At 51.1% G+C, this 12,684-nt stretch carries 9 protein-coding genes; 5 read left to right on the top strand and 4 right to left on the bottom strand.

The features are described 5' to 3' along the window. Positions 1–36: 36 nt before the first annotated feature. The 4 genes from ycaO (at position 37) to pflA (ending at position 6,327) form a co-directional block, all read left to right on the top strand. Positions 37–1,797, top strand: coding sequence for a 30S ribosomal protein S12 methylthiotransferase accessory factor YcaO (gene ycaO, locus FDX04_RS18360; protein ID WP_137359930.1), 1,761 nt, complete (start codon positions 37–39; stop codon positions 1,795–1,797). Positions 1,798–2,201: 404 nt separating this feature from the next. Further along, positions 2,202–3,059, top strand: a complete 858-nt coding sequence (focA, locus tag FDX04_RS18365) for a formate transporter FocA (protein ID WP_032939923.1) — start codon at positions 2,202–2,204, stop codon at positions 3,057–3,059. 59 nt (positions 3,060–3,118) lie between these two features. Further along, the gene (pflB, locus tag FDX04_RS18370; RefSeq protein ID WP_006685273.1) at positions 3,119–5,401 is read left to right on the top strand and encodes a formate C-acetyltransferase; all 2,283 of its coding nucleotides are present in this window, start codon (positions 3,119–3,121) and stop codon (positions 5,399–5,401) included. 185 nt (positions 5,402–5,586) lie between these two features. Beyond that, positions 5,587–6,327 carry a pyruvate formate lyase 1-activating protein gene (pflA, locus tag FDX04_RS18375; RefSeq protein ID WP_003035751.1) on the top strand — a complete coding sequence of 247 codons (741 nt, stop codon included), beginning with the start codon at positions 5,587–5,589 and terminating at the stop codon, positions 6,325–6,327. Between the two features lie 121 nt (positions 6,328–6,448). On the opposite strand, the gene FDX04_RS18380 is transcribed toward pflA, so the two are convergent. Further along, the gene (locus tag FDX04_RS18380; RefSeq protein WP_042309480.1) at positions 6,449–7,597 is read right to left on the bottom strand and encodes an MFS transporter; all 1,149 of its coding nucleotides are present in this window, start codon (positions 7,595–7,597) and stop codon (positions 6,449–6,451) included. Between the two features lie 385 nt (positions 7,598–7,982). Between FDX04_RS18380 and ycaC the strand changes: the two genes are divergently transcribed. Next, the gene (ycaC, locus tag FDX04_RS18385) at positions 7,983–8,609 is read left to right on the top strand and encodes an isochorismate family cysteine hydrolase YcaC (RefSeq protein WP_137359929.1); all 627 of its coding nucleotides are present in this window, start codon (positions 7,983–7,985) and stop codon (positions 8,607–8,609) included. Between the two features lie 111 nt (positions 8,610–8,720). Here the strand turns inward: ycaC and FDX04_RS18390 are convergent, their stop codons facing one another. From FDX04_RS18390 to dmsA, 3 genes are read right to left on the bottom strand one after another with little or no spacing between them, the layout of a single operon-like run. Further along, a complete protein-coding gene (locus FDX04_RS18390; RefSeq protein WP_137359928.1) occupies positions 8,721–9,584 on the bottom strand; it encodes a dimethyl sulfoxide reductase anchor subunit family protein in 864 nt (287 codons plus the stop codon). Position 9,585: 1 nt separating this feature from the next. Then, entirely contained in the window at positions 9,586–10,203 is a 618-nt protein-coding gene (locus tag FDX04_RS18395) for a DMSO/selenate family reductase complex B subunit (protein WP_038639290.1), read from the bottom strand. 10 nt (positions 10,204–10,213) lie between these two features. Then, entirely contained in the window at positions 10,214–12,658 is a 2,445-nt protein-coding gene (gene dmsA / locus FDX04_RS18400) for a dimethylsulfoxide reductase subunit A (protein ID WP_137359927.1), read from the bottom strand. Positions 12,659–12,684: the final 26 nt, after the last annotated feature.

The raw sequence follows: 12,684 nt of genomic DNA on the forward strand, positions 1-12,684 counted from the left end.
TCATTGCGCGCTTTCCGTACGACAAAAGTGATTTTCATGACGCAAACATTTATTCCCGGCAAAGATGCCGCTCTGGAAGACTCCATCGCTCGCTTCCAGCAAAAATTACTCGACCTTGGTTTTCAGATTGAAGAAGCCTCATGGTTGAACCCTGTGCCTAACGTTTGGTCTGTGCATATTCGCGACAAAGAATGCGCGCTATGCTTTACCAATGGTAAAGGCGCGACGAAAAAAGCGGCGCTGGCCTCCGCGCTGGGTGAATATTTTGAGCGTCTGTCTACGAACTACTTCTTTGCGGATTTCTGGCTGGGCGAAACCGTCGCCAACGGCCCGTTCGTGCATTATCCGAACGAAAAATGGTTCCCGCTGACGGAAGACGACGACGTGCCGGAAGGTCTGCTGGATGCGCGTCTGCGCGCGTTTTACGATCCAGAGAACGAATTGACCGGAAGCATGCTTATCGATCTGCAATCCGGTAATGAAGATCGTGGCGTCTGCGGCCTGCCGTTTACCCGTCAATCTGATAACCAGACCGTCTATATTCCGATGAATATTATCGGCAACCTGTACGTTTCTAACGGCATGTCTGCGGGTAACACGCCTAATGAAGCGCGCGTTCAGGGCCTGTCTGAAGTCTTTGAACGTTATGTGAAGAACCGCATTATCGCGGAAAGCATTAGTCTGCCGGAAATCCCGGCCGAGGTGATGGCGCGCTACCCGGCGGTAGTGGAGTCTATCGCCAAACTGGAAGCGGAAGGTTTCCCGATTTTCGCCTACGATGGCTCGCTGGGCGGCAAGTACCCGGTGATTTGCGTTGTCCTGTTCAACCCGGCCAACGGTACCTGCTTTGCGTCCTTCGGCGCGCACCCGGATTTCGGTGTTGCGCTGGAGCGTACCGTTACCGAACTGCTGCAGGGTCGTGGTTTGAAAGATCTTGATGTCTTCACCCCGCCGACCTTCGACGATGAAGAAGTGGCTGAACACACTAACCTTGAAACCCACTTCATTGATTCCAGCGGTCTGATCTCCTGGGATCTGTTCAAGCAGGATGCTGATTATCCGTTCGTTGACTGGAATTTCTCCGGCACTACGGAAGAAGAGTTCGCCACCCTGATGGCCATCTTCAAGCAAGAAGATAAAGAAGTGTATATCGCCGACTACGAACATCTGGGGGTATATGCCTGCCGCATTATCGTTCCGGGCATGTCTGACATCTATCCGGCTGAAGATCTGTGGTTAGCCAACAACGCAATGGGTGCCCATCTGCGCGAAACAATCCTCTCTCTGCCTGGCAGTGAGTGGGATAAAGAAGACTATCTCAATCTGCTCGAGCAACTGGATGAAGAAGGTTTTGACGACTTCACCCGCGTACGCGAACTGCTTGGTCTGGCGACCGGTGCGGATAACGGTTGGTACACTCTGCGCATTGGCGAGCTTAAAGTGATGCTGGCGCTGGCCGGTGGTGACCTGGAGCAAGCGCTGGTATGGACAGAATGGACGATGGAATTCAACGCCTCCGTGTTTAGCGCTGAACGTGCAAACTACTACCGTTGCCTGCAAACGCTGCTGCTATTGTCGCAGGAAGAGGAGCGTCAGCCGCTGCAATATTTGAACGCGTTTGTCCGCATGTACGGCGCCGATGCGGTTGAAGCGGCAAGTGCGGCATTGAGTGGTGAAGCCGCATTTTATGGTCTTCAACCAGTAGACAGCGATCTGCACGCGTTCCCGGCGCATCAGTCTCTGCTGAAAGCCTATGAAAAACTGCAGCGCGCGAAAGCAGCGCACTGGTCAAAATAGTGCCAAACAGCCTGCGTTAAGTAGGCTAAATGTATTGTCTGGGCTATATTACGGGGCGCTTTAAGCGCCCTGTTTTTTATTTTGGTCAAATCAAAAAATAAATGTAAAAGCAAGGTTAAATATTAGTGGTTGATATTAAAAAAAATAGCTTATTAATGTGGCTTTTTATCTCAATTACTCCATATTAATTAACCGTCCAACAGGAGGCTGAAAGAAAAAATTCAACTCACTTTATAATTTTTAAAATTTATTTTTATTTTGATAATCAAAAAGTTACTCCGTAATCGCATAAAAACCATGCGTCTTGCGGGCCTATAAGCCAGGCGAGATATGATCTATATCAAATTCTCATCTATAATGCTTTGTTAGTATCTCGTCGCCGACTTAATAAAGAGAGAGTTAGTGTGAAAGCTGACAACCCTTTTGATCTTTTACTTCCTGCTGCAATGGCCAAAGTTGCCGAAGAAGCAGGCGTCTATAAAGCAACGAAACATCCGCTTAAGACGTTCTATCTGGCAATTACTGCCGGTGTATTCATTTCAATTGCCTTTGTTTTCTATATCACCGCCACTACCGGTACCGGTACTATGCCCTTCGGCATGGCAAAATTAATAGGTGGTATCTGCTTTTCCCTGGGGTTGATTCTTTGTGTTATCTGCGGTGCAGACCTCTTCACCTCAACCGTACTGATTGTTGTTGCTAAAGCCAGTGGTCGTATTACCTGGGGACAGTTGGCTAAAAACTGGCTTAACGTTTATGTCGGCAACCTGATTGGCGCCCTGATCTTCGTGTTACTTATGTGGCTTTCCGGCGAGTATATGACCGCCAACGGCGCGTGGGGACTCAACGTCCTGCAAACAGCCGACCACAAAGTGCATCATACTTTTGTTGAGGCGGTAAGCCTCGGTATTCTGGCTAACCTGATGGTGTGTCTGGCCGTATGGATGAGCTACTCAGGTCGCAGCCTGATGGACAAAGCGTTTATCATGGTATTACCGGTCGCAATGTTTGTTGCCAGCGGTTTTGAGCACAGTATCGCAAACATGTTTATGATCCCTATGGGTATTGTAATACGCGATTTCGCCACCCCGGAATTCTGGACCGCTGTCGGTTCTTCTCCGGAGAATTTTTCTCACCTGACCGTGATGAATTTCATCACCGATAACCTGATTCCGGTTACGATCGGTAATATTATCGGCGGCGGTTTGTTGGTCGGGTTGACATACTGGGTCATTTACCTGCGTGGTAACGATCATCATTAATCTGTTGATGCTCATTACACGCAGTAAATAAAAAATCCACTTAAGAAGGTAGGTGTTACATGTCCGAGCTTAATGAAAAGTTAGCCACAGCCTGGGAAGGTTTTACCAAAGGTGACTGGCAGAATGAAGTAAACGTACGTGACTTCATTCAGAAAAACTACACTCCGTATGAGGGTGACGAGTCCTTCCTGGCTGGCGCTACTGACGCGACCACCAAGCTGTGGGACAGCGTAATGGAAGGCGTTAAACAGGAAAACCGCACTCACGCGCCTGTTGACTTTGACACCTCCGTTGCTTCTACCATCACTTCTCACGACGCTGGCTACATCAACAAAGCGCTGGAGAAAATTGTTGGTCTGCAGACTGAAGCTCCGCTGAAACGCGCGATCATTCCGTTCGGCGGCATCAAAATGGTTGAAGGTTCCTGCAAAGCGTACAATCGCGAACTGGACCCGATGCTGAAAAAAATCTTCACCGAATACCGTAAAACCCACAACCAGGGCGTATTCGATGTTTATACCAAAGACATTCTGAACTGCCGTAAATCCGGTGTTCTGACTGGTCTGCCAGATGCGTATGGCCGTGGCCGTATCATCGGTGACTACCGTCGCGTTGCGCTGTACGGTATCGACTTCCTGATGAAAGACAAATACGCACAGTTTGTTTCCCTGCAGTCTGACCTGGAAAACGGCGTAAACCTGGAAGCGACTATCCGTCTGCGTGAAGAAATCGCTGAACAGCACCGCGCGCTGGGTCAGATCAAAGAAATGGCAGCGAAATATGGCTGCGATATCTCTGGTCCGGCTACCAACGCTCAGGAAGCTATCCAGTGGACTTACTTCGGCTACCTGGCCGCGGTTAAATCTCAGAACGGCGCAGCAATGTCCTTCGGTCGCGTATCCACCTTCCTGGATGCATACATCGAACGTGATATCAAAGCAGGCAAAATCACTGAACAAGACGCTCAGGAAATGATTGACCACCTGGTCATGAAACTGCGTATGGTTCGCTTCCTGCGTACTCCGGAATATGATGAACTGTTCTCCGGTGACCCGATTTGGGCAACTGAATCTATCGGTGGTATGGGTGTTGATGGCCGTACTCTGGTTACCAAAAACAGCTTCCGCTTCCTGAACACCCTGTACACCATGGGTCCTTCTCCGGAGCCGAACATCACCGTTCTGTGGTCTGAAAAACTGCCTCTGAACTTCAAGAAATTCGCCGCTAAAGTGTCCATCGACACCTCTTCTCTGCAGTACGAGAACGATGACCTGATGCGTCCGGACTTCAACAACGACGATTACGCTATCGCTTGCTGCGTAAGCCCGATGGTTGTTGGTAAACAAATGCAGTTCTTCGGTGCGCGTGCAAACCTGGCGAAAACCATGCTGTACGCAATCAACGGCGGCGTTGATGAAAAACTGAAAATGCAGGTTGGTCCTAAATCTGAACCGATCAAAGGCGACGTTCTGAACTTCGATGAAGTAATGGACCGTATGGATCACTTCATGGACTGGCTGGCTAAACAGTACGTCACTGCGCTGAACGTTATCCACTACATGCACGACAAGTACAGCTACGAAGCCTCTCTGATGGCGCTGCACGACCGTGACGTTATCCGCACCATGGCGTGTGGTATCGCTGGTCTGTCCGTTGCTGCTGACTCCCTGTCTGCAATCAAATATGCGAAAGTTAAACCGATTCGTGACGAAGACGGTCTGGCTATCGACTTCGAAATCGAAGGCGAATACCCGCAGTTTGGTAACAACGACTCTCGTGTAGATGACATGGCGGTTGACCTGGTAGAACGTTTCATGAAGAAAATTCAGAAGCTGACTACTTACCGTAACGCTATCCCGACTCAGTCTGTTCTGACCATCACCTCTAACGTGGTTTATGGTAAGAAAACGGGTAACACCCCAGACGGTCGTCGTGCTGGCGCGCCGTTCGGACCGGGTGCTAACCCAATGCACGGTCGTGACCAGAAAGGTGCTGTTGCCTCTCTGACTTCCGTTGCTAAACTGCCATTTGCTTACGCGAAAGATGGTATCTCTTATACCTTCTCTATCGTTCCGAACGCACTGGGTAAAGACGACGAAGTTCGTAAGACTAACCTGGCTGGTCTGATGGATGGTTACTTCCACCACGAAGCGTCCATCGAAGGTGGTCAGCACCTGAACGTGAACGTCATGAACCGTGAAATGCTGCTGGATGCGATGGAACATCCGGAAAAATATCCGCAGCTGACCATCCGCGTTTCTGGCTACGCAGTACGTTTTAACTCCCTGACTAAAGAACAGCAGCAGGACGTTATTACTCGTACTTTCACTCAGACCATGTAATTGGTTTTGACTGAAATCGTACTTTAAAAAGCGTACAATAAAGGCTCCACGTAAGTGGGGCCTTTTTAATAGCCTGCTTTGGCTGCTATCTATACTTATGGATAGCAGCCAAAACAGACTCGACACAGTTAATAACTGTGCACTAACACAGGCCCCGGATGGGCCACATCTGGAGAAACACCGCAATGTCAGTTATTGGTCGCATTCACTCCTTTGAATCCTGTGGCACTGTAGACGGCCCGGGCATCCGTTTTATTACCTTCTTCCAGGGCTGCCTGATGCGCTGCCTGTATTGCCATAACCGTGACACATGGGATACGCACGGCGGTAAAGAAGTCACTGTCGACGAATTAATGAAAGAGGTGGTGACCTATCGCCACTTTATGAACGCATCCGGCGGCGGCGTGACGGCGTCTGGCGGCGAAGCTATCCTGCAGGCTGAGTTCGTACGTGACTGGTTCCGCGCTTGTAAAAAAGAAGGTATTCATACCTGTCTGGATACCAACGGTTTTGTTCGCCGCTACGATCCGGTGATCGATGAGCTGCTGGAAGTCACCGACCTGGTCATGCTCGACCTCAAACAGATGAACGATGAAATCCATCAGAATCTGGTCGGCGTATCTAACCATCGTACGCTGGAGTTCGCGCGTTACCTGTCAAACAAAGACATCAAAGTGTGGATCCGCTATGTTGTCGTACCTGGCTGGTCTGATGACGATGACTCCGCACACCGCCTCGGCGAATTTACCCGCGATATGGGTAACGTTGAAAAAATTGAGCTGCTGCCTTACCACGAGCTGGGCAAACACAAATGGGTGGCAATGGGCGAAGAGTACAAACTGGATGGCGTCAAACCACCGAAGAAAGAGACCATGGAGCGCGTAAAAGGCATTCTCGAGCAGTATGGTCATAAAGTTATGTATTAAGTCTCCAGGTGGGTAACAAACCTGTTACCCACCTAACGCCTTCTTAATGCCCTCTTCTCGCCAGCAGCGGGAAAATCAATCCCAACCCGACCAGTACCTGTTCGTATTCTGTTAAAACAGGTCAAATATGCGCGATAGAATTGGGCGTGTGGCCCGTCTTGCGCAGCAGCATCAGTAAATAAATAAACGATACGCTGGCAATCATGATAAACAGCAAGCTATCTGAATAATTCTGCATCAGCATAGCGGTAAACGACGGGCCAAGCAGACTGCCAACGGTATAGCTTAATAGCAAAGCCTGATTCATGGCCACCAGTTGATGATGTTCCACCTTTTCACAGGCCCATGCCATCGCGACCGGATAGAGAGTAAAACCTGCCGCACCCAACATAAATAATGCGGGGGCCATCGCCGCCTGATTCAGCATAGCAATACTCCCGACGATAACCACAAAGACCTGGACGCGTAAAACCAGCAGGCGTCCCAGTTTGTCCGCCAGGCGGCCAATCGGCCATTGCCCCAGAATACCGGCGCTAACCAAAACTGCCATCCAGAAACCAATGCTGGCATTGCTCACTCCCTGATGGTTCAGATACAGCGGCATCAGGCCGTACAAAGAGCCCAGAACAATCCCGGAAATAATGCAGCCATTAACGCCCAGACGCGCCTGTCGCAGCTTCAGCATCGATACAATAGGGGTGGAGTGCTGTTCATTACCCTGCTGATTGGCAATCCGCGTAAAGAGCAGCGGCAGAACCCCAGCCAGGATGGTTCCCGTCACCCACGGCAGCACGTTCATCAGTTCTGTTGATACTTTACTGACCAGCAATTGCCCTAAAAACGTCCCCACGTAATAGATCATCATATAGGCGGCAAGCAAACGTCCGCGATTGCGCGAAGTCCCACTGCACATCAGCGCACTTTCCACTACCACCCAAATCATGGCGCAGCCAACGCCGGCAATGAAGCGCCAGGTCATCCAGCTCCAGAATCCAACCATAATCCCCAGTCCAACACAGCCCGCGGCAAAAATAAACGAGGCGATGTAATAGCTGCGGTTAAAACCAAGGCGTTTAATTAGATACCCGGTCAGCAACGTCCCTACCAAATTACCGGTAAAGTAGGACGAACTCACCATACCTACCTGCCAGGTTGGCAGATTTTCATGGGCGAGCCAAAGCGGGACGAGCGTGTTTAACACGGCGATCGCCAGGGTCAACAGAAGCAGCCCGCACAGCAGCAGCATGACGGGACGGGTATAGATGGACATGAATAAAAACCGTGAGGAAGCTCAAATTTCATGCGCATCATGCCACTGCTAAAAACATTGTCAATCGGCGCAATCAGAGGGCTGAGGCGCTTTCTGGACGATCGATTCGTATTACTGATTCTTAATGTGAATGGATAAATAACAGAAAAATACATCTGCTTGTTTTTATTGATCTAAAACAAAAATCTCACGTTTCGTTCAGTCGAAAAATTTCATGGACTCCCCTTACTTTTATTTCTTACTAAACTCTATGCGAGATGCAGAGCGGTATTGTCTTCGACATAGAACAGTAAGTTCTTATTTATACTTCCAGTCCGGATACCGTTCTTTCCCCAGACTTAAACTCATCAAATTTCCCGCACCGATGCCGAACAGGAGAAATATCATGACTAAACCTTACGTAAGACTTGATAAAGATAATGCGGCAGTATTGCTGGTCGATCATCAGGCTGGCTTGCTCTCTCTGGTTCGGGATATCGATCCCGATAAATTCAAGAATAACGTGCTTGCCCTGGGTGATTTGGCAAAGTACTTCAAACTCCCGACTATCCTGACCACCAGTTTTGAAACAGGGCCGAACGGACCGCTGGTACCGGAACTGAAAGCTCAGTTTCCCGATGCGCCCTATATTGCTCGCCCGGGAAACATCAACGCGTGGGATAACGAAGATTTCGTGAAAGCAGTAAAAGAGACCGGCAAAAAGCAGCTGATTATCGCCGGTGTCGTGACGGAAGTTTGCGTCGCCTTCCCTGCGCTATCCGCAATAGAAGAAGGGTTTGACGTCTTTGTCGTCACGGATGCTTCGGGTACATTTAACGAAATCACCCGCCATTCAGCATGGGATCGGATGTCGCAGGCTGGTGCGCAATTGATGACGTGGTTCGGCGTCGCGTGTGAGCTGCACCGCGACTGGCGTAACGATATCGAAGGGCTGGCGACGTTGTTCTCTAATCACATTCCAGATTATCGCAATCTGATGACCAGTTACGACACGTTGACCAAACAGAAGTAAAAAACCGGGGCGAAAAACCTGGCGTGACATAATGCCGGATGACAAGCAGCGTGAAGGCCTACTGTTCTGTAGGCCGGAGAAGGCACGAGCCGCCATCCGGCATATTATGGATTAGCTTGCAACCGCCATACCGACGGTCATATGCAGGCCATAGAACACGCCACGACCAATCAGCTCGCCGACTATCAGCAGAATAAACGCGACGGAAAGCAGTGGTATTGCGGGTTGGTAACCTTTGACTTGCGGTACAATCCAGCAGCACAGCGCTAACGCCAGTGCCACGATCCGCCAGGCCATCAGCGAGCCATAATCCGGAACCAGCGCAGACGCCTGTTGAATCGAACTGTGGATCGTCGCCAGTTCGGCACCCTGCATTACAGACATAATGGCGCTCACGACCAGAGCAAGCACTGAAATGGCTGGCAGCAGACGCATCGCCCAACCGTCAATACCGGCAATTCTCAATAGCAGATATCCCAGCAGCGGACCGCCCATAAACAGCGTCAGGAAGAAACCCAGCGGCGTCCAGACACTGTACCAGGTCGGCACGGTATCAATGGTGTTATACACACGCACCATCATCCAGACAAAAATGACGCCCAGTACCATGGTGACAACTAACCACAGATTGCGTAATGCGGGCGGCATTTTTTTCAACATCGCCAGCAGCCAACCGATGCCGCCAATGGCAAAGAACACTGAACCGCTGGCGATTTCATTGCTCAGCGCAGAAGCGCCTACGCGATTGAGCGAGTTAAAGGCACGCATCGGCGAGCCCAGGTGAAGCATAGAAGCAATAAAGCCAATGCCCATCAGTACCCACAGCCCGAACATGCAGGCGATTACCCGCTGCTGCAATTCAGGACGTAAGTCCCCTTTCATTAACGCCAATGCCAGAACGATAAAGCCACCAACCACACACTGTCCGAAGACCGTAAAGATCATCAGCGGCCATTCATGCCATCCACTTCCCATCTTACACCTCCTTCGGATTGGCCAGATAACCCGTGGTATCCCCGGTCGGGCGGCTATTGGCGTTAGGTTTGATGACAATGCTCGGTTTGGTGAAGTGCGCGCCCGGGAGTGGCGCAACAGCGGCCAGAGTACCGTGTTTTTTGCGCAGTTCGTCAATCGGACCGAAATCCAACGCACGCAGTGGGCAGGACTCGACGCAGATAGGTTTCTTACCTTCAGCGACGCGCTCATGGCAGCCATCGCATTTGGTCATATGTCCTTTTTCCGCATTGTACTGGGGCGCACCGTAAGGACAGGCCATGTGACAATACCGACAACCAATGCACACGTCTTCATCCACGACGACAAAGCCATCTTCACGTTTGTGCATCGCGCCGCTCGGACATACCTTGGTGCAGGCCGGGTCTTCACAGTGGTTACAGGCAATAGAGAGGTAATAGGCAAAAACGTTTTGGTGCCAGACACCATTGTCTTCTTGCCAGTCGCCACCCGCGTACTCGTAAATGCGGCGAAAACTGACATCCGGGGTTAAATTTTTGAAGTCTTTGCAGGCCAGTTCGCAGGTTTTGCAACCGGTGCAACGGCTGGAATCAATAAAAAATCCATACTGGGTTGTCATCGGTTACTCCTTACACCTTTTCAACCTGAACAAGGTTCGTATGTGACGGATTCCCCTTCGCGAGAGGAGAAGGACGCTGAGTCGTCAGGACGTTAATACAGCCGCCCTGATCCACACGCTTCGTGTCCGGGTCGTACCAGGCCCCTTCGCCTAATGCCACCACGCCGGGCATCATACGCGGCGTCACTTTCGCTTCGATATGCACCTCGCCACGATCGTTAAAGATGCGTACCTTGTCGCCGTTGTTAATGCCACGTCGCTGCGCATCCAACGGATTGATCCACATTTCCTGGCGGCAGGATGCTTTCAGAACATCTACGTTGCCATAGGTCGAGTGGACGCGAGATTTGTAGTGGAAGCCGGTCAGTTGCAGCGGGAATTTCTCCACTAGCGGATCACCTAAGCTTTCAAAGCCAGGGGTATAAATCGGCAATGGATCGATCACATCTCCTTCCGGCAGTTCCCAGGTTGCCGCGATCCCGGCAAGCTGCTGCGAATAAATTTCGATCTTACCCGACGGCGTGGTGAGCGGGTTGGCTTTGGGATCCTCACGGAACGCTTTGTACGCCACATGATGCCCCTCAGGATCTCGCTGCTTAAAGATGCCTTGTTTACGGAACTCTTCAAACCCAGGCAATTCAGGAATGGCTTTGCGCGACTGCTCATACAGATGACGCATCCACTCTTCCTGAGAACGACCTTCGGTAAACTGCTGCTCGACGCCAAGGCGTTTCGCCAGCTCGCTGGTCATCTGGTAGATAGTCTTGCATTCGAAACGTGGTTTGATCGCCTGATCGGTGAAAATCACATAGGACATGTTTCCGCAGGACGCATCCAGCGCGAAGTCCATCTGTTCGGAAGCGGTACAGTCTGGCAGCAAAATATCCGCATATTTCGCTGAGGAGGTCATATGGCAGTCGATGACAACAATCATCTCGCACTTCTTGTCATCCTGCAGGATTTCGTGCGTGCGGTTAATATCAGAGTGCTGGTTAATCAAGCAGTTACCAGCATAGTTCCAAATCATTTTAATCGGAACATCAAGCTTATCTTTGCCGCGAACGCCGTCACGCAGCGCCGTCATCTCCGGACCACGCTCAATAGCGTCCGTCCACATAAACATTGAGATGCTGGTTTCAACAGGGTTTTCCAGCGTGGGCATACGCTCAAACGGCAGACTGTAAGAGCCTTCACGCGCACCGCTGTTGCCGCCATTGATGCCAACATTACCGGTCAGAATGGCCAGCATAGAAATAGCACGGGTCGCTATTTCACCGTTAGCATGACGCTGCGGCCCCCACCCCTGGCTGATGTATGCCGGTTTAGCGCTGCCAATTTCGCGCGCCAGTTTGATGATACGGTCCGCGGGAATACCGGTAATCTGTGCCGCCCATTCCGGGGTCTTGGCAACACCGTCAGTCCCCTGACCAAGAATATACGCCTTATAGTGGCCATTCTTCGGCGCGTCAGCTGGCAAGGTTTTCTCGTCGTAACCCACGCAGTATTTGTCGAGAAACGCCTGGTCCACCAGGTTTTCGGTGATCAGGACATACGCCAGACCATTAACCAACGCCGCATCTGTACCAGGACGGATCGGGATCCATTCATCTTCACGCCCCGCGCCGGTATCGGTATAGCGGGGATCGATAATAATCATCCGGGCATTGGATTTCTGTCGCGCCTGTTCAAGGTAATAGGTTACCCCGCCCCCGCTCATACGGGTTTCGCCAGGGTTATTACCAAACAAAACAACCAGCTTGCTGTTTTCAATGTCGGACGGACTGTTACCGTCGGCCCAGCCGCCGTAGGTGTAGTTCAACCCGGCAGCGATTTGTGCCGAAGAGTAGTCCCCGTAGTGATTCAGGTAACCACCACAGCAGTTCATCAGACGTGCTACCAGGGTTTTACCCGGCGGCCAGGAGCGCGTCAGGGTGCCACCCAGCGTGCCGGTGCCGTAGTTCAGATAGATAGATTCGTTACCATAGTCTTTAATCAGACGCTGCATGTTGCTGGCAATAATCTCGTACGCCTCATCCCAACTGATGCGCTCAAATTTGCCTTCGCCACGCTTGCCGACGCGTTTCATCGGGTATTTCAGACGATCGGGATTATAAACGCGACGACGCATCGAGCGACCACGCAGACAAGCTCGCACCTGGTGCAGACCGTCATAGTTGTCATCGCCAGTGTTGTCGGTTTCGACATACTTTATTTCACCGTCTACCACATGCATCCGCAGTGGACAGCGGCTACCGCAGTTTACCGTACACGCGCTCCAGATGACTTTCTCATTGCGCTGCGTGGGATTAATGGCTTCGGCGGCATTGGCAATACGGGTAAATGGCAGGGTAAACGCGCTACTGGCCACCGCCAGTCCGCCTATCGCCGTCGTTTTTACCAAACCGCGGCGACTAACCTCAGCTGCCAGCACGGCATCGGGGATCTTAGTTTTCATAGGGGCTCACTCTGCTGCTCACAATA

It is taken from the genome of Citrobacter sp. wls615 (assembly GCF_005281355.1).
In the GTDB taxonomy this organism is placed as follows: domain Bacteria; phylum Pseudomonadota; class Gammaproteobacteria; order Enterobacterales; family Enterobacteriaceae; genus Citrobacter; species Citrobacter werkmanii.